At 64.6% G+C, this 23,278-nt stretch carries 23 protein-coding genes; 6 read left to right on the top strand and 17 right to left on the bottom strand.

Annotated features, from left to right (window positions below):
* Positions 1 to 163 precede the first annotated feature (163 nt).
* From JJE66_RS03400 to JJE66_RS03420, 5 genes are all read right to left on the bottom strand, one after another.
* Positions 164 to 1,489, bottom strand: coding sequence for a S41 family peptidase (locus tag JJE66_RS03400; protein WP_246756048.1), 1,326 nt, complete (start codon positions 1,487 to 1,489; stop codon positions 164 to 166).
* 292 nt (positions 1,490 to 1,781) lie between these two features.
* Positions 1,782 to 2,273 carry a DUF2852 domain-containing protein gene (locus JJE66_RS03405; RefSeq protein ID WP_200512702.1) on the bottom strand — a complete coding sequence of 164 codons (492 nt, stop codon included), beginning with the start codon at positions 2,271 to 2,273 and terminating at the stop codon, positions 1,782 to 1,784.
* A 121-nt stretch (positions 2,274 to 2,394) separates the two neighbouring features.
* Positions 2,395 to 3,147, bottom strand: coding sequence for a TetR/AcrR family transcriptional regulator (locus JJE66_RS03410; protein ID WP_200512703.1), 753 nt, complete (start codon positions 3,145 to 3,147; stop codon positions 2,395 to 2,397).
* A gap of 127 nt (positions 3,148 to 3,274) precedes the next feature.
* Positions 3,275 to 3,640: a YciI family protein gene (locus JJE66_RS03415; protein ID WP_200512704.1), complete on the bottom strand. Its 366-nt coding sequence runs from the start codon at positions 3,638 to 3,640 to the stop codon at positions 3,275 to 3,277.
* Between the two features lie 59 nt (positions 3,641 to 3,699).
* Positions 3,700 to 4,104: a YciI family protein gene (locus JJE66_RS03420; RefSeq protein ID WP_200512705.1), complete on the bottom strand. Its 405-nt coding sequence runs from the start codon at positions 4,102 to 4,104 to the stop codon at positions 3,700 to 3,702.
* 245 nt (positions 4,105 to 4,349) lie between these two features.
* On the opposite strand from JJE66_RS03420, the gene JJE66_RS03425 reads away from it, so the two are divergent.
* The 3 genes from JJE66_RS03425 (at position 4,350) to JJE66_RS37830 (ending at position 6,531) form a co-directional block, all read left to right on the top strand.
* Complete coding sequence (locus JJE66_RS03425; RefSeq protein ID WP_200512706.1) at positions 4,350 to 5,138, top strand: SDR family NAD(P)-dependent oxidoreductase; 789 nt, start codon at positions 4,350 to 4,352, stop codon at positions 5,136 to 5,138.
* A 106-nt stretch (positions 5,139 to 5,244) separates the two neighbouring features.
* Positions 5,245 to 5,682 carry a hypothetical protein gene (locus tag JJE66_RS03430; protein ID WP_200512707.1) on the top strand — a complete coding sequence of 146 codons (438 nt, stop codon included), beginning with the start codon at positions 5,245 to 5,247 and terminating at the stop codon, positions 5,680 to 5,682.
* 489 nt (positions 5,683 to 6,171) lie between these two features.
* Positions 6,172 to 6,531: a hypothetical protein gene (locus JJE66_RS37830; protein WP_246756050.1), complete on the top strand. Its 360-nt coding sequence runs from the start codon at positions 6,172 to 6,174 to the stop codon at positions 6,529 to 6,531.
* 86 nt (positions 6,532 to 6,617) lie between these two features.
* Here the strand turns inward: JJE66_RS37830 and JJE66_RS03435 are convergent, their stop codons facing one another.
* The 4 genes from JJE66_RS03435 to JJE66_RS03450 all read right to left on the bottom strand — a co-directional run bounded on the left by JJE66_RS03435 (position 6,618) and on the right by JJE66_RS03450 (position 9,337).
* Positions 6,618 to 7,031 carry a VOC family protein gene (locus JJE66_RS03435; RefSeq protein ID WP_200512708.1) on the bottom strand — a complete coding sequence of 138 codons (414 nt, stop codon included), beginning with the start codon at positions 7,029 to 7,031 and terminating at the stop codon, positions 6,618 to 6,620.
* Positions 7,032 to 7,058: 27 nt separating this feature from the next.
* On the bottom strand, positions 7,059 to 7,595 hold the full coding sequence (locus JJE66_RS03440) for an SRPBCC family protein (protein WP_200512709.1): 537 nt from the start codon (positions 7,593 to 7,595) through the stop codon (positions 7,059 to 7,061).
* Between the two features lie 75 nt (positions 7,596 to 7,670).
* Entirely contained in the window at positions 7,671 to 8,972 is a 1,302-nt protein-coding gene (locus JJE66_RS03445) for an RNA polymerase sigma factor (RefSeq protein WP_200512710.1), read from the bottom strand.
* Complete coding sequence (locus JJE66_RS03450; protein WP_074121342.1) at positions 8,969 to 9,337, bottom strand: YciI family protein; 369 nt, start codon at positions 9,335 to 9,337, stop codon at positions 8,969 to 8,971. Before JJE66_RS03450 ends, JJE66_RS03445 begins: the two co-directional genes overlap by 4 nt.
* Positions 9,338 to 9,480: 143 nt before the next feature.
* Here JJE66_RS03450 and JJE66_RS03455 point away from each other — a divergent pair, with 143 nt between their 5' ends.
* Positions 9,481 to 10,446 (top strand): glyoxylate/hydroxypyruvate reductase A, encoded by a 966-nt coding sequence (locus JJE66_RS03455; protein ID WP_200512711.1) that lies wholly within the window; start codon positions 9,481 to 9,483, stop codon positions 10,444 to 10,446.
* Between the two features lie 284 nt (positions 10,447 to 10,730).
* Positions 10,731 to 12,698: a methyl-accepting chemotaxis protein gene (locus JJE66_RS03460; protein ID WP_200512712.1), complete on the top strand. Its 1,968-nt coding sequence runs from the start codon at positions 10,731 to 10,733 to the stop codon at positions 12,696 to 12,698.
* A 39-nt stretch (positions 12,699 to 12,737) separates the two neighbouring features.
* On the opposite strand, the gene JJE66_RS03465 is transcribed toward JJE66_RS03460, so the two are convergent.
* Positions 12,738 to 13,400: a TetR/AcrR family transcriptional regulator gene (locus JJE66_RS03465; protein WP_200512713.1), complete on the bottom strand. Its 663-nt coding sequence runs from the start codon at positions 13,398 to 13,400 to the stop codon at positions 12,738 to 12,740.
* A 108-nt stretch (positions 13,401 to 13,508) separates the two neighbouring features.
* Here JJE66_RS03465 and JJE66_RS03470 point away from each other — a divergent pair, with 108 nt between their 5' ends.
* Positions 13,509 to 14,153, top strand: coding sequence for a glutathione binding-like protein (locus JJE66_RS03470; protein ID WP_200512714.1), 645 nt, complete (start codon positions 13,509 to 13,511; stop codon positions 14,151 to 14,153).
* Between the two features lie 51 nt (positions 14,154 to 14,204).
* Here JJE66_RS03470 and JJE66_RS03475 read toward each other — a convergent pair whose 3' ends face one another.
* From JJE66_RS03475 to JJE66_RS03505, 7 genes are all read right to left on the bottom strand, one after another.
* A complete protein-coding gene (locus JJE66_RS03475) occupies positions 14,205 to 15,512 on the bottom strand; it encodes a TRAP transporter large permease (RefSeq protein ID WP_200512715.1) in 1,308 nt (435 codons plus the stop codon).
* A 34-nt stretch (positions 15,513 to 15,546) separates the two neighbouring features.
* Positions 15,547 to 16,140, bottom strand: a complete 594-nt coding sequence (locus JJE66_RS03480) for a TRAP transporter small permease subunit (protein ID WP_200512716.1) — start codon at positions 16,138 to 16,140, stop codon at positions 15,547 to 15,549.
* 10 nt (positions 16,141 to 16,150) lie between these two features.
* Positions 16,151 to 17,149, bottom strand: coding sequence for a TRAP transporter substrate-binding protein (locus JJE66_RS03485; RefSeq protein ID WP_200512717.1), 999 nt, complete (start codon positions 17,147 to 17,149; stop codon positions 16,151 to 16,153).
* Between the two features lie 40 nt (positions 17,150 to 17,189).
* Complete coding sequence (locus JJE66_RS03490) at positions 17,190 to 18,848, bottom strand: hydantoinase B/oxoprolinase family protein (RefSeq protein WP_200512718.1); 1,659 nt, start codon at positions 18,846 to 18,848, stop codon at positions 17,190 to 17,192.
* Between the two features lie 2 nt (positions 18,849 to 18,850).
* Complete coding sequence (locus JJE66_RS03495) at positions 18,851 to 20,935, bottom strand: hydantoinase/oxoprolinase family protein (protein WP_200512719.1); 2,085 nt, start codon at positions 20,933 to 20,935, stop codon at positions 18,851 to 18,853.
* Positions 20,936 to 21,091: 156 nt separating this feature from the next.
* A complete protein-coding gene (locus JJE66_RS03500) occupies positions 21,092 to 21,913 on the bottom strand; it encodes an NAD-dependent protein deacetylase (RefSeq protein ID WP_200512720.1) in 822 nt (273 codons plus the stop codon).
* Positions 21,914 to 21,950: 37 nt separating this feature from the next.
* Positions 21,951 to 23,084: a LuxR family transcriptional regulator gene (locus tag JJE66_RS03505; RefSeq protein WP_200512721.1), complete on the bottom strand. Its 1,134-nt coding sequence runs from the start codon at positions 23,082 to 23,084 to the stop codon at positions 21,951 to 21,953.
* Between the last annotated feature and the right edge of the window lie 194 nt (positions 23,085 to 23,278).

Consider the following 23,278-nt stretch of genomic DNA (forward strand, 5'->3'; position numbering starts at 1 on the left):
CGTGTTGAATATAGGCCCGGGGCCGCCCGCGCGCCACGCCGCACCAGCGGCCCGCATGGTCCCCCGTAAGGCTACATCCGCGGGTTTTTCGTATCCAGAATCCTTTGTTGCTGCCGACCCGCGATGAGTTTCTCGCCGCGGCCAAAGCGATTTTCGCGCGATCTCACTGCGCCTGCCCGTTGGTTTGATTGCCGTGATCGAGATAGGCCAGCGCCTGCTTGAGCTGGGCGTCATCGGGTTTGCCGATCAGCTCCGCCTTGATTGGCGGTGAAGAGATCGGCTTGGCCTGCCCGGCTTGCGCCTGCGCCGCGCTGCCGTTGAGCGTGCCGGGATTGGCGAGTGCCCCAGTCAACGAGCTCTCCCGCAGCACGACGCCGCCCGCGATCTGCTGCTCCTTGGGCGCCTCGGCAACGACGTCGGGCGTGATGCCTTCATCCTGAATCGAGCGTCCGGACGGCGTGTAATAGAGGGCCGTCGTCAACCTGACTGCACCGTGCCCCTTGAGCGGGATCACGGTTTGCACCGATCCTTTACCAAAGCTCTGCGTGCCCATCACCTTGGCGCGATGACGGTCCTGCAAAGCGCCGGCCACGATTTCAGAGGCGGAAGCGGAAGCGCCGTTGATGAGAACCACGACCGGAACGCCGGCAAGCAGGTCACCGTGTGCAGGTGCGCCAAAGCTCTGGTTCTCGCTGGCATCCCGACCGCGGATGCTCACCACCGTGCCGCCGTCGAGCAGGTCGCCGGCGACATCGATTGCGGCCGTCAGCAGTCCGCCCGGATCGTTGCGCAGATCGACCACAAGTCCTTTCAGCTTGCCATTGGCCTGGTGCTGGAGATCCTGGATCGCGCTCTTGAATCCGCCGGAGGTGTCTCCGCCGAACTGGCTGATGCGAACATAGCCGACGCCATCCGGCTCCAGCTTCGACTTGACGGATTCCACCTTGATGATTTCCCGCGTCAAGGTGACGTCCAGCGGCTCCTGCTTGCCGCGGAGCAACGTCAGCGTCACGGTCGAGCCGGGATCGCCACGCAGCACCGCGACCACCTTGCTCAGAGGCATGCCGCGTGCGCTGGCATGGTCGATCAAGAGGATCTGGTCACCCGGCTCGATCCCGGCCCGCGCCGCAGGCGTGCCGTCGATCGGTGAAATCACCTTCGGCAAACCGTCCTGCTCGCTGATCTGGATGCCCAGCCCACCGAACCGGCCGGCCATGTCGGCCTGCGATTGCTTGAATTCCCCCTCATCCATGTAGTCGGAGTGCGGATCGAGGCGGTTGAGCATGCCCTTGAGCACGTCGTTGGTCAGCTCGTCCGAGCCGATCGGGTGGACGTAGGCGCGATGCACGAGCTGGATGACGCCCCCGATCAGGCCGAGTTCGGCGACCTCGGGCTCGTCGCGCTGCATGGCAATAGCGGTGACGAGGGGAACGGCAACGAGGCAGGCGCAAAGAGAGGTCGCGATCAGCAGGCGGGCTCTTGTCATCATTTGACCTCGGTTCGCAGGAGTGGATGGTGCGGAGGCGCACGGCATTCGCGGCGCGATGGCAGGACGGGCCTACGCCTCCATTACACTGAACGCAAATCGCAGCCGGACGTTTCAGCCGGCGCGGAGCCCGTGCATTAGCATCGAGTTCGACTGCTTCCTCGGCCGCTGAGGCAAGGAGCCCGGATGCTGTGCCCCAGAACCAAACCGCCCGCCTGCGGGGTGCGCAGACGGGCGGCTCGGGGCCATCAGGACTTTGGGGGCATGGGCTTGAAGGCTTTGAGAGGTGTTTCGATCACCCCTGCGGCTGATCAGTCGGCGGCGGGGTCGGACGCGTCTTGTGCTGAGCCATGAACTGGTCGAACTCTTCCTTGTCCTTGGCGTGGCGCAGACGGTCGAGGAAGTTCTTGAATTCGACCTGCTCCTCCTCGAGACGCTGCAGCGTCTCGGTGCGGTATTCGTCGAAGGCGCGATTGCCCGAGGACGGCGGGCCGAAGCCAAAGCCGAAGCCACGGCGCTCCATACGACCGCGCATGCGGTCCATCTTGTACTGCATCCGCTCCATCTTGCTCTGCCAGCGATCCTGGTTGCTCCAGCACGACATTCTTCTGCTCCCGAGTGTGAAAAAGAGAAGGGCAAGTCCGATCGGCCACCAGACGATGAAGCCGAGAATGGTCACGGCAATCCAGCCAGGATGCCAGGGTGTATCGAGCATGCGGGGCCGCTCGTATTGCTGCTGTTGGTCCGAGGGGCCGCGCCAGCGATTGACATCAGCGGTGTAGGCCATTTCCCTTCTCCATCACGGCATCAGCGCCGTTGTGAATGTAAATAACATTTACATAGCTAGATCATCCCGCGATTTTGTCAAGCTGGGGGCGTGACAGGTCGGCCGAATTATTTGCGCAACTTTATTTCGGCTTGCCCCAAGGACCGGCTGGAGGTCCGCCGGAGGCCACGCCAGAACCGGAGGGAGCCTCCGGCGGCACCGGCGGCGGCTCGGCGCTTTTCGCCTGCGGCCTGCGGTCGGTCGGGAAGCCGAGGCCGCGCAGATAAATCAGCACCTCGGCTTCTAACAGCTCGTCCGGCGACATCGGCAGTTTGCGTCGTGCCGCGTCACCGCGCGAGAACAGCGAGGCGATTCCGTGTGCCATCGACCAGATGTGCAGCGCCATCATCATCGCCGGCGGACGTGGCGCACCGGGCGGGGCGAGCGCAGCAAGGCGCTCCGCGGCGGCGCGAATGACGTTAAATGCGCGCTCGCTTGCGGCCTGCAGCGCTGCATTGGCATCGACCGGCAGGCCCGATTCGAACATCGCGTTGTAGAAAGCGGGCTCTTCGCGGGCGAAGGCGAGATAGGCCCGACCGACACGCTCGAACGCCGTGACGGTGTCGGGGCGCCCATCGTCCCAGGCCGCGGTGAGACGCGATTCGAACTGCTCAAAACCGCGTTGGGCGATCGAGGACAGCAATTCGTCACGATCGCGAAAATGCCGGTAAGGCGCAGCCGCGCTGACGCCGGCCATGCGCGCCGCATCGGCAAAGGTGAAGCCGGCCGCACCCTTCTCGGCGATCAGCCCGAGGGCGGCCTGCAACAGGGCTTCCTTCAGATTGCCGTGGTGATAGCCGCGCTCGGCGCGGCGCTCTTCCTTGCGCCAGCTCATGTGAACGGCTTTAACATGAGCCGGGCGTGAAGGTCACTAGCGGCGAAGGGGGCGTGATGAACCCCGTACTTCCACGGTCATGCCGGGCGATGCGTCGGCATCGCGCCCGGACACGACTTTCTCGGACCTACATCTGCGGGATGGCCAGCACGGGCATGACCTCGACGGCCTCGCCGGGAAAGATCGCAAAGTGCGGATGGTTCTCGAACAGTTTGGCGGCCGCCTCTTGCGAGGCCGCCCGCACCACCGTGAAGCCGGTCAGCGCATTGCTGACCTCGGTGACGCCGCTGGTGTCGATCTTGCGGGTCTTGCCGAGCGGGCCACCGATCTCGACGATGACGTCCTTGTGCTTCTCGACCCAGCCGTGCCAGGCGGCCATGCCCTCCTGTTCCTTGGCCTTGCGTTGGGCCTCGGGCATCGCATGCCAGGCCTTCATCTTCTCGCCGGTCATGCTGCCGAGATAGACGGCGAGGAATTTGTGTTCGGTGCTCATCGGTTCTCTCCCTTTGTTGATCGATTGGCGACAGCCGCGATTCCATCGCGACCGGGTGGCTAACTCTTCAGGTCGTCGAAGCCGGCGGCAGCCGCCTGCACCTCCGGCGGAAAATCGGACATTTCCTGCACCTGGCGGATCTCGATGATTTCATTGGCCAACGCCGGGCACTCCTTGGCCCAGGCAATCGCCTCCTCGCGCGAGGCGACATCGATCATCCAGTAGCCGCCCAGCACTTCCTTGGCTTCCGTGAACGGGCCGTCGGTCACGACCGGTATGCCGGCGGCAAACGAAACACGGGCGCCCATCGACGGCGGATGCAGGCCGTCCAGCGTGATCAGCACGCCGGCGTCCTTCAACGCCTCGTTGTAGCGCATCATCGCGGCGACGCGTTCGGGATCGAGTTGCACGTCCGCCGGCGCGGTCTCGTAGCCGAGCGGGATCATCAGCATCATGAATCGCATGCGGTTCCTCACTTGCCTCGTCGTTCCACATAGCGACATGCGCCGCGAAACGCAGCCACGGAATGATGGCCGGATAAGCGGGCCGCCTGACCCGCGCTCACCTCGTAAGACGAATGACGTTCTACCAAGCCGACACGGCCGTTAAAATTATTTCGGAGGTCATTGCGGCAAATCACGCAGATGGTAGTTCCTTGCGGGGGACCGGCCAAACTGTCATGCCGCGATCCCGTGCAAAGGACCGCGTCATGATTTCTTCGCCCGCCAAAGTTGCCCTCGTCACCGGCGCCGCACGCGGGATCGGCTTGGCGACGGCGAAGCGCTTTCTCGCCGACGGGTGGCGCGTGGCGCTGCTCGATATCGCGGGAGAGCTGCAGGCGAGCGCAGTGGCGGCGCTGAAAAATCCCGATCACACGCTGGCGATCACCTGCGACGTATCCGACCCAGCCGCCGTGGGAGCTGCAATGGCAGGGCTCATGAGCCGCTTCGGACGGCTCGATGCGCTGGTCAACAATGCCGGCGTCGCGGTGTTCGCACCCGTGCTGGAGACCAGCGACGCCGACTGGAACAGGATCGTGGCGGTCAACCTCACCGGTCCGTTCCTGTGCACCAAGGCGGCCGCGCCGCTGATGCGCGAGCAGGGCGGTGGCGCCATCGTCAACATCACCTCGATCTCGGCGGTGCGCGCCTCGACGCTGCGCTCGGCCTACGGCACCAGCAAGGCCGGACTGGCGCACCTGACCAAGCAGCTCGCGGTCGAACTCGCCTCGCTCAACATCCGCGTCAACGCGGTCGCGCCGGGGCCGGTCGACACCGCGATGGCGAAGCAGGTGCACACGCCGGAAATCCGCGCCGACTATCACGACGCCATCCCGCTCAACCGCTATGGCCTGGAGGAGGAACTCGCGGAAGCGATCTACTTCCTGTGCTCGGAGCGCGCGAGTTACATCACGGGTCAAATTTTGGCCGTTGATGGCGGCTTCGATGCGGCGGGTATCGGCCTGCCGACGCTGCGCGGCGAACGGCGGAATGGATAGAACGGTGGGTTAGCGAAGCGTAACCCACCTCTTCTCGCGCGGCGAAAGACGTGGTGGGTTACGCCTTCGGCTAACCCACCCTACAGATCGAGTTGGTGGAGAGTTCATGCAACGCGTCACCTTCCTCAAGGCCCTTGCGCTCGCATCCGCCCTGCTCGCCGCCACGCCTGCGGCCGCCGAAATCCGCATCATCCAGAGCCCCGGCGGACAGGTGGGACCGTTCCTCGATCTGTTCGAGAAGGTGCGCGAGAGCGGCGAGCGCGTGGTGATCGACGGTCCCTGCCTGTCCGCCTGCACGCTGGTGCTGAGCATCGTTCCGGGCGAGCGCATTTGCGTCACCAAGCGCGCCGTGCTCGGCTTCCATGCCGCGCGCTCGGTCGACCGGCGCGGGCGCCTCTATGCCGAGCCGGAAGCATCCGAAGCCGTGCTCCAAGCCTATCCCGGCCCGGTCCGCGACTGGATCAGCCGCCGCGGCGGCCTCACCTCGCGGTTGCTCTTGCTGAAGGGGCGCGACCTCGCCGCGATTTATCCGCGCTGTCGATGAGGAGGCAGGCGGACACGAGCCGCGGCATGACTATATCGCGGCTGGAATTCTTTGTCGTGCACATCAGTTCCGCTCATCGCGTTTCTGGCGAACCAGCTGATGTGATGTCCTAGTAGAACCCCTGGATCATCTGCGCCAATTCCATGCTCGCGCAGATGAGCATACCCCAAAGTGCAAAATTGATCTGCAGCGCCGCCGCCATCGGTCGCTCCCCTTCCAAGTCGCCCCCACCCTATTTTGTAGCTTTTATGAAGGAATGATTAGCGACTCTGTCGCGGATTTTACAGCCTAATATTGCGCCAGTTGTTGTGCGATGCGGTCCGCGCCATTTCACGATCCGGCCTCACTGCTCTCGCAAAGTGATGCGAATCGAAAACCCATATTCGGCCATGCCGGCCATTTCGTTTGCCTTAGGTTCCACTTGATTCGGCGTGATGCAAAATCTCCCACGCGGATTTTGCGTGGCGCGTACCGCTATGAAAGTCCGGCATGATGCGACACGGCTTCATTTCGCTCGCTTTTTGCGCCGCGCTCATGGGCTGCGCCGCGGCGCCGGCGCAGGAACGTCGTCCGATTGCGTGGGACGGCCTCGGCCAGAATCCGAACCAAGTTCCGAAGCGCCCCTCCGTCACAACGCGCCGCGTGGCAAGCCAAACTCCTGCGGAGAGTGATCCCAATCATGAGCGGGAAAAAGTGCTAGGCACCTTACGCCCGTATTCCGAGGCATGGTGGGCGGTCCATGACGAGATCGAAGCGGAGAAGGAGAGGCGACTCGGTGCCAAGCTCGTGATCTGCCGTCACTGCGCTCAGTCGCCGCCGAGCGGGGACGCGACCGGATCGATCCGCTGAGAGAACACAAGGCCAATCGGCGTCTGCAGATGCGTCCCCTCTCCCGCAACTGGAGAGAGGGGATCAGCGCTTGGCGATCGCGTCTGTCACATTCCCTCGGCCGGACAGTTCACCATCCAGGGAATGCCGAATTTGTCGACGCACATGCCAAAGCCCCTGGCCCAGAACGTTTTGGCGAAAGGCATGGTGACGGCGCCGCCGTCGGCGAGCGCGTTGAACTTGCGTTCGCCCTCGGCGGGGTCCGCGACCTGGAGCGAGATCGAGAAGCCCTGCGGCTTGTGAAAGTGTTCGGCTGCCACGTCGGAAGCCATCAGCACGCCGCCGTCAGGCAGCGACATTCGCGCATGCATGATCATCTTCTCGCGGCCGGGCGTGGCAGGCATGTCCGGCGGCGCCTCCGATGAGCGGATCATGGCCTCGATCTTGCCGCCGAGAACCTTGGCGTAGAAATTGAACGCGGCTTCGCAGGTGTCCTGATAGAACAGATAGGCGTTGAGCATTGTTTCTCTCCTTGTGCCGTGACGACCTTACTTCTCCGTGAGCTTCTTCAGACCGGCGAGGCCGGTTTCGAAATCCTTGCCGATCATGGTGTCCATGTTGATGAAGACCTGCATCACCTTGGACATGAAGAGAGCCGGACCGTACATCGTCCATGTGACCAGTGTGGCATCGCCTTGCGGCACAAACGTGAACTCGGCGGTGTTGTGCCCCTCGAACGGCCGCTCGAAATCGAGCTTGATGCGCAGTTTCGAAGGCGTGGTCGCCTCGAGGATCTCCATATGGCCGGCGCCGACATTGTTGTTGCCGTCCCAGGCATAGGTCGCGCCCTTTCCTGACGCAGTTCCACCGAGGCTGCGCTTCATGTCGGGATCGCGCTCCTCATAAGGTGACCAGCTGACCCAGAAGTGGAAATCGGCGACGAGCGGATAGATCGCAGCGGCCGGTGCCTTCACGGCAAGCGAGCGCTCGACACGAAAAGTGTCGGGCTTGGTCAGGGCGAAGACGAGGACGGCCGCGATCCCGACCGCGAGCACGACGGCGATGATGGCAATGGCTTTCAGCATACGTGGCTCCCTGGCTACGGGCTAAGGACGAAGGGAGCGGGCTGAGGCCGACATTTGGCGGAACTTTTTTGGGCGTCACTTCGCCTTCGCACCCTGTTTCGCGCTCCCGTTGCCGGCCTTCGGCTGGCTGTCCCGGATGAGGCGGTCGATGTGCATGCGGATGTGGGCGGCTTCCGCCGAGGTGTTGGCGAGCGCGATGGCGCGGTCGAAGGCGACGCGGGCTTCGTCGTTGCGACCGAGCTGCATGAGAAACGCGCCTCGCACGCCGTAGAAGTGGAAATAATTAGCGAGCTTCGGCGCCAGCGGCTCGATCAGATCGAGCGCGGCTTGCGGCCCGCGCACCTTGGAGACCGCAACCGCACGGTTGAGCGTCACCACTGGCGAAGGCTGCACCAGCTCGAGCACGCCGTAGAGCAGGTCGATCTCGGTCCAGTCGGTTTCCTCCGGCGTCGCTGCGCGCGCATGCAGCGCGGCGATCGCGGCCTGGATCTGGTAAGGCCCGCTGCGGCGGTGACGCATCGCCTTGTCGATCAGCGCCAGCCCTTCGGCGATCATGGTGCCGTTCCACAACGAACGGTTCTGGTCGTCCAGGAGAATGAGCGAGCCGTCCGCGGTAAAGCGCGCGGCACTGCGAGCGTGCTGCAACAAGATCAGAGCCGTCAGGCCCATGATCTCCGGCTCGCTCTGGAACAGGCGCAACAACAACCGCGCCAGCCGGATCGCCTCCTCACAGAGCGGCTTGCGGATCTCGGCGGTGTCGCCGCTCGCCGAATAGCCCTCGTTGAAGATCAGATAGATCATCGCGGCGACACCGGCGAGCCGGTCGGAACGCTCGATCGCGCCGGGCGTCTCGAAGGGAACGCCGGCGTCGGCGACCTTGGCCTTGGCACGCGTGATGCGCTGCTCCATCGCCGCTTCCGAGACCAGGAAGGCGCGCGCGATCTGCTTCACGGTGAGACCGGAGACGATACGCAACGCCAGCGCAATCTGCTGCGTCGCCGGCAGCTGCGGATGGCAGCAGATGAACATTAGCCGCAAAATATCGTCGCGATAGTGCGAGCCGTCGAGGCGTTCGGCGAGCGCGCCTTCGGCGTCATCGAGATCGGAGATCGCCTGGTCGTCCTCCGGCAGCGGCTGCTGCTTGCGGGTCCGGCGCACCTCATCGATCGCGACGTTGCGGCCGACCATGATCAGCCAGGCCGCGGGATCGCGCGGCGGCCCATTCTGCGGCCAGGTCTTCAGGGCGCGCAGGCAGGCGTTCTGAAACGCCTCCTCGGCGGTATCGAGATCGCGGAAATAGCGCAGCAGTGCGCCGACCGCCTGCGGACGCGCCGAGGTCAGCGCTGTCTCGATCCAGGCGGTGTCGGCTTCGCTCACGTCAGATTTCCCCCCGGTCTGAACACGCCGACCGGGCGCACCTCATAGGCGCCGCCGGGATTGGCGGCGCCGAGGTCGCGCGCGACGTCGAGCGCCTCGTCGAGATTCTTGCAATCGACGATGTAGAAGCCGAGCAGCTGCTCCTTGGTCTCCGCATAGGGGCCGTCGAGCACCAGCGGCGGGTCTTCCTTGCGTAGCGTCGCCGCCGCCGTGGTCGGCAGCAGCCGCGCTACCGGGCCGAGCCGCCCCTGCTTGGCGAGACCTTCCTGCACCACGGCGAGCTTCTTCATCACGGCCTCGTCCTGGTCCTTGCTCCAGGAGCCGACGAAGTCCTCGTCATGATAGCAAAGGATCGCATAAAGCATGGGCAGCCCTTCCCTGAACGCTTGTTTTGAAGACGATCCAATATGCCCCGCCCCGACAGGGCTGCGGAAAAAATTTGCAAGAAAAATCCGGCAGATCGTGCCAAGGAAGGGCCTTCAAGCGGAACCCGACGAGGCACTTCGAAATGACCAAAGGCACACTGGCCGTCCTGATCAACAGCACGCAGCAGAACTGGCTGCCGGAGCGCTGGAAGGTCCGGTTCGATGCGGTCGCTAGCGGCCGCCGCGTGGTGCTGCTGCCCGATGCCAGGCTCGACCCGGCCGAGGTGCACTATGCCGCGGTGTGGAAGCCGGTGCCGGGCGACCTCGGCTCCTTCCTCAATCTGCGGGCGATCTTCAATCTCGGCGCCGGCGTCGATGCGCTGATGGCCGACAAGAGCCTGCCCAACGTGCCGCTGGTGCGCGTCGCCGTGCCTGACCTGACCAACCGCATGACCGAATATGTCGTGCTGCACGTGCTGATGCACCACCGCCAGGAGCTGTACTTGCGGGATTCGCAGCGCGCAAAACGCTGGGAGCCGAAATATCAGTGGCCGGCCAGCGCCGTGACGGTGGGCGTCATGGGACTGGGCACGTTAGGGACCGATGCGGCCGACGTGCTGCGGCGGCTCGGCTTTCGCGTCGTCGGCTGGAGCCGCAGCCCGCGCACCATCGCGGGCGTCGAATGCTTCCATGGCGCGGCCGGGATAGACGCCTTCCTGCGCGCGACCGACATCCTCGTCAGCCTGTTGCCGCTGACTCCGGACACGCACAGCATCCTCAATCGCGACGTCTTCACCAAGCTCAACCGCAAGGGCCCGTTCGGCGCGCCGGTGCTGATCAATGCCGGCCGCGGCGGCTTGCAGAACGAAGCCGACATCCTGGCCTGCCTCGACGACGGCACGCTGGGCGCCGCTTCGCTCGACGTCTTCGTCCAGGAACCGCAGCCCAAGGACAGCCGGTTCTGGACCCATCCCAAGGTCGTGCTGACCCCGCACAACGCCGCCGACACCGATGCGGACGCGATCTCGGCCTATGTCGCCGAGCAGATCGCGCGGTTCGAGGCGGGTGGGGAGCTGGAGAACGTGGTGGACCGGGGAAGAGGGTATTAGGAGTCGAGATTTTCGAGAACGCAGGCGCCCCATATTCGGTGTCGTCCCGGCGAAGGCCGGGATCCATAACCCCAGGGAGGAGTTATGGCGCAAAGCTGTAACTCCGAGTCTTCGCCTAACTACATCCCTGCGGTTATGGGTCCCGGCCTTCGCCGGGACGACACCTTTGGTTTGACCAATAGCCGGCGCCCGCACCACAACCCCCTTCCCCTCCCTCGTTCACCCTCTCTTAGCGAGAAGTTGATAGGCGTTGTTAACCAACGCTCAAACGACGAGTCGGACACATGCGGGCGAACCTCGGCCTCAGGATGCGGATCACGGTGGCGCTTGCGCTGACGGCGGCGGCGACTGCGCTGATTGCCGTGCTCGGCGCCATGTGGATCATCGCGGGGATCATCGACCGCGCCGACCAGCGGGAACTGCGCAGCCATTATGATGCGCTGCTGTCGCGGATCGCCGAAGAGTCCCACCGCGCCGCCGCCATGAGCGCGGTCGTTGCCGCGATGCCGGCGACGCAGGAGGCGATGGCCAAGCAGGATCGCAGCGCCCTGGTCGCCCTGTTCGGGCCGGTCTTTGCCGCCACCAAGTCGGAGTACGGCGTCGAACAGTTCCAGTTCCATACGCCGCCCGCGACGTCCTTCCTGCGCGTGCACCAGCCGGCGAAGTTCGGCGACGACCTCTCGGGCTTCCGCAAGACCGTCGTCGACGCCAATCAGGAGCACAGGGTCGTGGTCGGCCTCGAAGGCGGCGTCGCCGGGCTCGGCATCCGCGGCGTGGTGCCGATCGCGCAAGGGGCCAAGCATCTCGGCTCGGTGGAATTCGGCCTGACATTCGGCCAGTCCTTCCTCGATGATTTCAAGAGCAACCGTCACGTCGACATTGCCTTCCATCTCGCCGACGGCTCGAACTTCAAGCTGTTCGGCGGGACGTTGAAGGGCAAGAGCTTCTTCGACGCGGCGGATTACGGCCGCGCCACCGGCGGCAGCTTCACTGTGAAGCAGGTCAAGTTCGACGCCACGCCGGTCGCCGCGCTGCTCGGGCCGATCAAGGACTTTTCCGGAAAACCGCTCGGCGCGGTCGAGCTGGTGATGGACAACGCCGATTACGTGGCCTCGGCCGACCGGGCCTGGATGCTTGCGATCGCCATCGCCGCGCTCGGGCTCGTGCTGGCCGCGATCGTCGGCTATCTCATCGCGCGCAGCATCTCGCGGCCGATCCTGTCCATTACGAACGTGATGCGCGAACTTGCCGACGGCCACCTCGAGGTCGCCGTTCCCGAAAGCAAGGCGAATGACGAGGTCGGCGCGATGGTGAAGGCGGTCGCGGTGTTCCGCGACAATGCCGTCAACTTCGACAAGCTCCAGGCCGACCAGCTCGAGGCCAAGGCGCAATCCGAAGCGGAGAAGCGGCGTGCTTTCGCCGCGCTCGCTGACAATTTCGAGGCCAGCATCCGCGACGTCGTCACCACGGTGTCTTCCGCCGCAGTCGAGATGGAGCACACCGCGCGCTCGATGTCCGATATCGTCGAACAGTCGCGCAGTCAGACCCGTGCGGTCTCGTCGGCCTCGGCGCTGGCCTCGGAGAACGTGCAGACGGTCGCGGCCGCGGCAGAAGAATTGTCCTCGTCGATGACCGAAATCAGCCGCCGGCTCGCGCATGCGACCGAGGTGGTGGGCAAGGCCGCGAGCGATGGACGGGAGTCCAACGCGCGGGTGCAGAGCCTCGCCGACGCCGCGCAGAAAATCGGCGACGTCGTCTCCTTCATCAACGGGATCGCCGGGCAGACCAATCTGCTGGCGCTGAATGCGACGATCGAGGCGGCGCGCGCCGGCGAGGCCGGCCGCGGCTTTGCGGTGGTCGCCTCCGAGGTCAAGGCGCTCGCGACCCAGACCGCGAAGGCGACGGAAGAGATCGGCGCGCAGGTGACGGCCGTTCAGGGCGAGACCACCGGCGCCGTCGACGGTATCCAGTCGATCTGTGCGACGATCCAGCAGGTCGACGAAATCTCCGCCGCGATTGCGGCAGCCGTCGGCCAGCAGGGCACCGCGACACAGGAGATCGCGCAGAACGTCCAGCAGGCCGCCGCGCGCACCGGCGAGGTTTCGCAGAACATCGCCGGCGTCACCGACGGCATCGCGGCAACGGGCACGGCCGCGGAAGAGGTGCTGGTCTCGGCGATCGAATTATCGAAGCAGTCGCAGCGCCTGCGCGATGAGGTGGACCGGTTCCTGGCGCAAATCCGCGCGGCATAATCCGGCGAGATCAAGCAACGGCGTCGTCCCGGCGACGGCTCAGGGTTTGACTCCCACCATCACATCAATCGCGCCTTTCACGATCGCCTCCAGGTCCTTGCGTGACACGCGCGCACGGGAGCGGATGGCAATCGAATGCACAGTAGCGGATGCAAGCTGCGCCAGAACCGCGGGATCAGCGCTGTCAGGCAACTCGCCCTTCTCCTTGGCGCGGCGGAAGCAACTCGCAAAGGCCTTGTCCAGGTCGGAGAGCCCCTCCAGTACCATGGCGCGAATCTCGGGATCGCCCACCGCTTCCGATGCGGCAGTCACCACGGTGAAGCAGCCGCGCGGGCCGGTCTCTCCGGAGAGATAGATGTTCAGCGCCGCAGCGTAGATGCGCTCCAGCCGCTGACGCACCGGCATCTCTTGGCGGAAGATCTCGACCACCGATGCGCGTGCGTCCTCACGGTAGCGCTGGTAGCTCTTGATGTAGAGCTCGCGCTTGTCGCCGAAGGCACCGTAAAGGCTCGGGCGGTTCATGCCGGTGGCTTCGCTGAGATCATCGAGCGAGGTCGCTGCAAAGCCCTGCCTGCGAAACAAATCCAGCGCCTTGCCGAGTGCGAATTCGGGCTCATAGGCGCGCGGACGGCCGCGGCGCTTGGGTTCACCGCGGCGCTCGTGCTCACTGGCGGCAGTTGGCGGCTTTGATTTTTGTACCATGTCGCAAATTAATCCTTGACCGATCCCATATTATGCAAGACAGTACAAAAATCAATCTGGCCAGGTTGAGCGACACTCACAAAGAGGAATTGCCCAAGGAGGCCCAAGATGGATCTTTATTTCTCGCCGCTCGCCTGCTCCATGGCGACGCGCGTTGCGCTCTACGAAGCCGGCGCCGAGGCAACCTATCTCGAAGTCGATTCCCCGACCAAGACCGTGCTGCAGGACGGCACGGACTTCCGCGCCGTCAACCCGATCGGCCTCGTGCCGACGCTGCGCACCGACGAGGGCGTGGTGCTGACCGAGAACGCCGCGATCCTGCAATATGTCGCCGACCGTTTCCCGCAATCCGGTCTCGGCGCCACAGCGGGGATCGATCGCACCCGCCTGCATCAATGGCTCTGCTTCATCGGCACCGAGCTGCACAAGGGGCTGTTCATCCCCGTGCTCGACCGCAAGGCGCCGCAGGAGATGAAAGCCTATGTGATCGAGAAGAACCTGTCGCGGCTCGACTATCTGGACAATTATCTTGGGGGACGCGAGTTCCTGCTCGATCATTTCAGCGTCGCCGATGCCTATCTCGTCACGGTGATCAACTGGACCATGGCGACGCCGCCGATTGAGCTCGCGAAGTGGCCGAACGTGAAAGCCTATTACGAGCGGTTGCGCCAGCGGCCGTCAATCGCGAAGGCGATCGCGGAGGAGTTCGAGTTGTACAAAGCCGAGCAGGCGCGGAAGAAGGCGGCGGCATAAGCCAAAAGGATCGAAACGCCGTCCCGACCTCAGGGCCGGGACGGCGCGAACCTACCCTCCGTACAGCACCCGCGGCAGAATCGTGACGATGCCGGGCCAGAGCGTCAGCAGCAGTACGAAGCCGACCATGATGACGAGATAGGGCATCGTGACGCGTGCGATGTAGCCGAGGCCGTCGTCCGTGAGGCCCTGGATGACGAACAGGTTGAAGCCGACCGGCGGCGTGATCTGCGCCATTTCGACCGCGAGCACGAGGAAGATGCCGAACCAGATCTCGTCGAAGCCCGCCCCCTTCACGATCGGCAGCACGATCGGCAGCGTCATCACGATCATCGAGAAGCCGTCGAGGAAGCAGCCGAGGATCAGGTAGAAGATGATCAGCACGACGATCAGCATGAAGGGCGACAGGCCGAGCCCCTTGACGAAGACTGCGACCGCCTGCGGGACGCCGAGAAAGGCCGCCGCGTTGCCGAGGATCGAGGCGCCGAGCACGATCAGCGCGATCATCGAGCAGGTCACGACCGAGCCGATCAGCACGTCGCGCATCACCTGCTGCGACATCGAGCCCTGAGCCCGGGCGACCAGGGCTGCGCCGAGCACGCCGACGGCGGCGGCTTCCGACGGGGTTGCGAGCCCGCCATACATCGAGCCTAGCACGCACGCGATCAGGAACAGCGCCGGCGCGAGGTCCTTCAGCGCGGCGAAGCGCGCGCCCCAGGGCACCTGCGAGAGCTTGGCTTCGCTCTCCGGCACCATCGTGCGGTCGAGTGTGGTGTGCAGCATCACCCAGCCCATGAAGGTCGCGGCCAGCAGCAGGCCCGGCAGCACGCCCGCGGTGAACAGCTTCAGGATCGAGACGTCACCGAGCACGCCGTAGATGATCATGATGTTCGACGGCGGGATCAGGAAGCCGAGCGTGCCGGCGCCGGCGAGCGATCCGATCGCGATGTCGCGCGAATAGCCGCGGCGTGTGAGCTCGTTGAGCGACATGCGGCCGATCACCTGCGTGGTCGCCGCCGAAGAGCCCGAGATCGCCGCGAAGATGGTGCAGCCGATCACGTTGACATGCAGCAGCCGGCCCGGCAGCAAGCCTGCCCAGGGCGCAAGCCCCTGGAACAGCGAACGCGACAGGCGGGTGCGAAACAACAGCTCGCCCATCAGGATGAACAACGGCAGCGCCAGCAGCTCCTGCGTCGTCAGGATGTTCCAGGCGTATTGCGGCAACAGCTTGTCGAGCGGGATCGAGCGGAACATTGCGAGCAGCAGCGTCGCGGTGAGCGCGAGCGTCAGTCCGATCCACATGCCGCACGCCAGAAGCGCGAACAGGATCGCAAAGAGCGCGACGACTTCGATGGTCATGGGATCCGGTGTCCGATGGCAGGTGCGAGCGCGATCATTCGACGGGGGTGGCCTTCATGCGGTGATCTTCCAGCGGCAGGCCAAGCGCCGCCTGGATCGCGCGCGCCAGGAATTGGAGCGTAAGCAGCAGCATGCCGAAGGCGACGACGGCTTGCGGAAACCACAGCGGCGTGTCGCTCGAGGTCGACACCTGGCCGCGAATGAAGGCGCCGAAGGCGAACTTCGCCATGGAGGAGGACAGGAAAGCCATGAAGAGGAAGCCTCCCGTTGCTGCGAGGACCTCGAGCGCACGCCGGAATGGCGCCGGAACGTTCTTCAGCAACAACACGACGCGGATGTGGCCGCCAACGCGCAGCGTCATGGCGGCGCCGAAGGTGAAGCACGCCGCCATCAGATAGGACGAATATTCCCACGCAATCGAGATCGTCGGGGGAAAGAACGGCAGGAAGTTCGACAGGAAGCGCGTTGCGACCTCGCACAGCATCAGCAGCGTCAGCATGAGCAGACAGCCGCCGCCGATCCAGCCGTCGAGCCGGCCGAGACGATCGATGCCGTCGAGCAGGAGGCGCAGCGGCGCCGGCGCCGCGGCATTGAGGCTCTGTGGCGCTTCCGGCGAGATGCTCACCACCGTCCGGTCCTCAGCGCTTCATTTCAGCAAGATAGGCCCGCACCGGCTTGTCGGCGGCCGGCACACGCTTGAGGAAGGCCTCGAGCTGCGGCGCGGTCTTGGCCCGGATCTCGGTCATCATCGCATCCGGAACCGGCACCACCTCCATGCCGCCTTCCTTCATGCGGTTGAGGCTGTCGACGTCGGCCCTGAGCGAGTTCGCCCAGAAGCCGGGCTCCATCTTGGCGGCGATGCCGGCAACAAGATTCTGCTGGTCAGTCGAGAGCGCCTTCCAGGAGTCGAGATTGACGGTCAGCATCTGCGACGACCAGACGTGATTGGTCGGGTAGATGTATTTCAGGAACTCCCAGAATTTCCCGTCGACGCCCGACACCGCCGAGGTGGAGACGCCAGAGACCGCGCCGGAGGCCAGCGCCGGAATCGTCTCGCCCCAGGGAATCATGATCGGCGCCATGCCGATGGCGGCCAGCATGTCGACGGCGCCCTTGTCGGGAACGCGGATCTTGATGTTCTTCAGTCCCTCGACGTCGGCAACCTTCACCTTGAGGTGTAGATATTGCGTCGGCCACGGCACGACGTAGAGGATCTTCTGGTTGTTGCGCGCGGCGATCTTCTCATATTCGGGCCGCACATATTTGTGCAGCACCTTCAATTCGTCCACCGAACCGCAGAGGAACGGAATGCTCTCGACGCCCATGAAGGGCTCGTCGCCGATCTGCTGGATGTTGAGGACGTCGGCGAGCGGCACGAGTCCGTCACGCACGGCGCGCAGATGTTCCGGCCCCTTGAAGCCGAGCTGACCGCCGGCTTTCACCGTGATCGCGACCGCGCCCTCGGTCTGCTTCTTGACTTCCGCGGCAAACGCAAACGCGTTCTGGGTGTGGAAATTGGCGTCGGGCCAGACCGTCGACATGTCCCAGCTCACCGTCGCAGCGCGCGCGCGGGTGGGGATCTGGCTTGCCGCTAATAGCGTCGCTGCGCCTGCGGTAAAGCTTCGTCGCGTGATCATCAATCTCTCCATCTCGTTAGCGCGCGTAGCTTCCGGCTCGTCACCGCGCGAATCCATAAACCGCAACTGCATTGTCCGACGACACGAGGCCGCTCTCGACGTCGTCATTGACGGCCGCACGATCCCGCTCGGTGGGCGCACCGATGCCGGCGCCGCCGGGCGTCAGCACCACGAGGCGATCATCCGGCGGCACCTGCTGAAAGCCCTTTCCGCGCAGCTTCTTGCCAGACTTGAGACCGACATAGCCGGCCTCGCCGTTCTGGCCGCCATCGCGGCCGCGCGGCGGATGCTCGATGCGGTCGAACGCTGCGAGAATGTCGAACGGCGCATCGACGCCGCTACCGACCTCGATGATCTGGCCGAGACCGCCACGGGTGCGCCCTGCCCCGCCGGAATCCGGTCGCAGCTCCTTGCGCCAGAAGATCAGCGGCGTCTGCGTCTCCGCGATCTCGACCGGCGTGCCGCGCACGCCGCTGGGATAGGCGGTCGCAGACAGACCGTCCTTCGCAAAGCGCGCGCCGGTGCCGCCATTGGAGGTCACCGCCATCGAGAACCCGTAATTGCCGCCGGCGCCGCTGCGCGTCTGTCCGCGCACATTGAGATTCCACAGACATGACGTGCCTTCCGCCGGCACGCGCTCGGGAATGATCTGACGCAGGCAGCCGAACACGACGTCGGGGAGCATCTGGCCGATGATGTGGCGCGAGGCGACCGGCGCGGGCTTCGGCGCATTCAGGATCGCACCCGCAGGCGCCGATACCGTCAGCGGCGAGAGCGAACCGGCATTGTTGGGGATTTGCGAGGCGACCACGCAGCCGAGGCCGAACACGGTGTAGGCCGTGGTGTAGGAGAGCGGCACGTTGATGCCGAACTTCGAGGCACCCGTGGTGCCGTCGAAATCGACGTGGATGCGCGTCTCTGAGATCGTCAACGTCGCGGCGAGCGTCACCGGCGCGTCATAGCCGTCGACAACCATGGTGTTGTGCCAGCTGCCCTTTGGCAGTTTTGCGATTTCGGCCAGCACGGCCTCGCGCGAGCGGTCGCAGATGTAGTCGCCGAGCTCATCCAGCGTGTCGATGCCGAATTCGGTCATCATCTCGACCAGACGCTCGCAGCCGACGTCGTTGCAGCCGGCGAGCGAATAAGTGTCGCCCTCGGTGTCGATCGGCAGCCGCGTGTTGGTGCGGATCATCGCCATCAGCGTTTCGTTGACGACGCCCTGGTCGATCAGCTTCAGCATGGGGATGTAGAGCCCCTCCATGAACACGTCGGTGGCGTCGGGCCCGAAGCCGATGCCACCGATGTCCATGAGATGGCTGGTGCAGGAGAACAGCGCGACCGGCTTGCCGTCCTTGAAGCAGGGCGTGGTGACGACGAAGTCGTTGAGATGGCCGGTGCCCATCCAGGGATCGTTGGTGATGTAGGCGTCGCCCTCCTTCATCGTCTTGATCGGGAAATGGGCGATGAAGTGCTTGACCGATTCCGCCATCGAGTTGACGTGACCGGGCGTGCCCGTGACCGCCTGCGCCAGCATCCGCCCCTCGAGGTCGAACACGCCGGCCGACAGATCGCCGCATTCGCGCACGATCGGGCTGAACGCGGTGCGGAGCAGCACCTGCGCCTGCTCCTCCACCACGGCGATCAGCCGGTGCCACATGATCTGGAGGTCGATCAGGCTCGTGCCTTTTGCCTTGCTCATGATCAGGCCGCCTTCCGTTCCATGACGATGCTGCCGGCACCGTCGATATGGGCGTCAAAACTGGTGGAGACGAAGGTCGAGGTTTCGTCCTCTGCGATCACGGCGGGACCCGCAATCGTCGCGCCCGGCGCCATGTCCTCGCGGCGATAGAGCGGGATCTCGATCACCTCCCCCGCCCGGCCGTCGAAGAACTTTCGACTGCCGGAGGCCTTGCCCGCTGGCTTGCGCGTCACGCTTGCGACGACCGACGGATTGCGTGCGTCGGTGGTCGCGAGCACCGACCAGCTTAACACCTCGATCGCCGCGCCCGGAATCGACCGCTCGAACATCCCGGAATAGTCGGCCTCGAACTTCTGGCGCAACCCGGCGAGATCGGCTGATGTCAGCCGCCGGTTCGGCAGCTCGATCGTGATCTCGTGCCCCTGGCCGACATAGCGCATGAACGCGGCGCGGCGCTCGCGCACCGGCGCGCCGGCCGCACCGGACTCGACCAGCGCGCGGGCTTCGGTCACCATCTCCTGGAGCAGGTCGGAAACCGCCTCGGTGTCGAAATCGTCGAGCCGGACGTGACGGCTGCGCACCAATTCATAGGCGATCGGAGCCGCGAGAAATCCGACGGCCGATCCGACGCCGGCATTCGACGGCACGATCACCCGGGAGACGCCGATCTTCTCGGCGACACGCGCCGCATGCAGCGGCGCGGCACCACCGAACGCGATCAGCGTGTGCTCGCCGACGATTTCACCGCGCTCGACCGCGTGCACGCGCGCCGCGCTCGCCATGTTCTCGCAAACGACCTCGTGCACGGCATAGGCTGCGGTTTCGGCCGAGAGACCCAGCGGCTCGCCGACGCTGCGCAGCAGCGCCTGCTTCGCGAGTTCCGGGTCGAGTTTGATCGTCCCGCCCGCGAAGGCGTCGGGATCGATCATGCCGAGGGCTACGTCCGCATCGGTCACCGCCGGCCGCTGGCCGCCGCGGCCATAACAGGCAGGTCCCGGCTCCGACGAGGCACTCTCAGGACCGACGGTCACACGCTTCATCGCGTCGACATGGGCGATCGAGCCGCCGCCGGCGCCGATCTCGACCATCTCGATCACGGGGATACGCACCGGCAGGCCCGAACCCTTGAGGAAGCGCGCGGCGCGATCGACCTCGAACACGCGCGAAGTCTCGGGCTGGTATTTTTCGATCAGGCAGATTTTTGCCGTGGTGCCGCCCATGTCGAAGGAAAGCACCTTGCTCTCGCCGAGACGCGCGGCGATCTGCGCCGAGAAGATCGCGCCGCCGGCGGGACCGGATTCGACCAGCCGAACCGGAAAGCGCCGCGCCGTCTCGATCGAGGTGACGCCACCGCCGGAGGTGACGAGGTAGATCGCACCGCGGTACTGCTCGACCTGCAGGGCATCAGACATGCGGGCGAGATAGCCGTCGATCAGCGGTTGCACATAGGCGTTGGCGACCGCGGTGGAGGTGCGCTCGTATTCGCGGATCTCGGGACACACCGCAGACGATACCGTCACGGAGATGCCGGGCATCTCCTCACTGATGATCGCGGCGGTGCGGCGCTCGTGCTCGGGATTGGCGTAGGAGTGCAGGAAGGCGATCGCGACGCTCTCGACCTTCAGCTCACGCAATTTCGGCGCGAGTGCGCGCACGGCTGTTTCGTCGAGCGGGAGACGGACGGCGCCATGCGCGTCGATGCGCTCGGGCACGGTGAAGCGCAGGCTGCGCGGCGCCAGCGGCTTCGGCTTGTCGATGGTGAGATCGTACTGATCGTAGCGGCTCTCGGTGCCGATATCGAGCACGTCGCGAAATCCATCGGTCGCAATCAGCGCGGTTTTGGCGCCGCGTCGCTCGATGATGGCGTTGGTCGCGAGCGTCGTGCCGTGAATGAAGACGTCGATGTCGCTGATATGGGCACGCGCATCGGCGAGAATGAGACGCATTCCATCCAGCACGGCCTGTTCAGGCCGCTGCGGCGTCGTCAGCACCTTGCGCGTTTTGCGTGCCTCGCCCACGTCCAGCACGATATCAGTGAACGTGCCACCGATATCGACGGCAAGCCGCACTTCGGCTCCCTCAAGCATTCCAAACTCTCCGTGCTGGTCGTCGAGACTGAGGTCAAAAGCGCAGCAATTTCCATGCCATCGGGCATACTGACAGCGCCGCATCCGGCCATTCTGCTTGGCACCTATGCAATAGGCAAGGCCGCAATAGGCAAGGCGCGTTCGCCTGGGGCGAGATCAGAGCAGGAATGCAAGCGCCGCTTCGCAGCGCTGTTCGACCTTCAGCGTCAGGAGATCGTCGGCGCGGGTACGGCCGAGATTGACCGCAGCGATCGGAATCCGCCGTTCCGCCGCAGCCTTTACGAAGCGGAAGCCGGAATAGACCATCAGCGAGGAGCCGACGATCAGCATGGCGTCGGCCTGCGACAGATGGTCCTGCGCGGTGGCGACGATGTTGCGTGGAACGTTCTCGCCGAAAAACACGACGTCCGGCTTGAGGATGCCGCCGCAGGCTTCGCAGACCGGCACCTTGAACGACGAAAAATCCGCGTGCTTCAGATCCGCGTCGCCGTCCGGCGCGTCCGCAGCATCGAGCGTCAACCATTCCGCGTTGGCACGACCAAGCGCGTCCTGGAATTCGTCGCGCGGCGTCTTCCCGCCGCAACCCATGCAGCGGACCAGATCGAGCCGGCCGTGCAGATCGATCACCTCCCGATGGCCGGCAGATTGATGCAGCCGGTCGACATTCTGGGTCAGCAGCATCTCGCAGCGACCATTGGCCTCGAGCCGAGCCAGCGCATGATGCGCATCGTTTGGCCGGGCCCGGCCGAACCGCCGCCATCCGATCAGGCTGCGCGCCCAATAGCGCTGGCGCGTATGCTGTTCCGACATGAAGGCCTGGAAGTTGACCGGCTGGGTCCGCTTCCAATTGCCATGGCTGTCACGATAGTCGGGAATGCCCGAATTGGTGCTGCAGCCGGCGCCGGTCAGTACGAACAAGCGTTGGTGCCGGTCGACGAAATCCTGGAGCGGGTGGTTTGCCGGCGGAGCATTTGTCATGGCACAGATGTAGTCCGCGCCGTCCGGTTCTGCCAGATCACCCGCGCTCGGACGGTTCGAAGCCGGCAATCAGCTTCACGAGCTCGCTCTGCCGCGCGGTGCCGGTCTTGCGGAAGACGTTGTGGAGATGGGTCTTGACGGTGGCCTGCCTCAGCCCGAGCAGCTCGGCCAGGGCTTTCACCCCGCTGACCTTCATAACGCCGTCGATCAGGCGGACTTCGCTTGCGGTCAGCTTGTAGAGTTTTGCGAGCACCTCCAGCGGCGGCGGGCTTGCCGGCGAGGTCCTGCGGACGAAAACTGCGGCAGCGGCGGAGTGCAACATGCCGGTGCGCTGGCGGTCGCCGGAGGTCAGCGGCAGCACATTGGCAAACCAGTGGCCGGGCAGCGCAGCCGAGAGCGAAATCGGGTCGCCACCGTCCGCTGCTGCGTCGCCGCGATCAGCAACCAGAAGCGCATCGCGTAGCCCGCGCTGCGCTTCTGGTTCAATGGCGAACAACACTCCGTTTCGTTCGGTCAGTAGCACGGCCTCGTCCAGCATCATGCGTCCCGGCAGGTTGCTGAGGACAAGGCGTCCGTTGGAGCCCACCAGGAAGACCGCGGCCGAGATATTGTCGAGCGTTTGGGTCAGGACCGCCTGCGCCGCCTTACTCTGATCGAACAGACGTCCGATCGACACCGCCCGCTGAAAATGTGGCACGATCAGCGCAAACCGGCGGCGCAGATCGGCGTCGGCGAAGCCATCCTTCTCATGCATCCGGACGCTGACGATCGATGAATTGGTCGCCCCCTTCTCCAAATTCGCCCCGAGCGCGTCGATCATGCCCTGCGGCTTCATCCATTCTTCATAGAAGCGCGTCTCCACCATCTCCTCGAAGGGGACGAAGTCGGTCGATGCATAGACGACACCGACCTCGGAGAAAGCAGCCGCTGGAAAGCACGGGTTCAGGGGAAGATACTTCTCGAAATAGAGTTTCGTGTACTGCGGCTCTTCGTTGAAGAGATGCAACACCGCGGATTGTCCGGTCGCCGCATCGTGCCAGAACAGGTTTCCGGAGGAGCCGCCGACGAACACGCAAGCCTGCTCCAAGGCGCGCGGCCACAGGGTTGGATCGAGCGCGGCGTCATAAACCAGGCCGATCAGCTCTGATAGAAGAGCAGCTTCAGACGTCACGACCAACTCTTCATTCCAAACAACATGCGGGGCATTGGCGCTTCAGTCACACACTATCACAACATAACCATTGCGAACCTTCAACCGTATGACGCACGGCTTCATGCGCGAAGCGACGAGGTGGAATTGCGGGTGGCTTACGTTGTGATCGAGTTGCTATTTCGTTGAGCAACATTTCTCGACGTCGGAACGGC

This window comes from Bradyrhizobium diazoefficiens, from assembly GCF_016612535.1.
Taxonomy (GTDB): domain Bacteria; phylum Pseudomonadota; class Alphaproteobacteria; order Rhizobiales; family Xanthobacteraceae; genus Bradyrhizobium; species Bradyrhizobium diazoefficiens_C.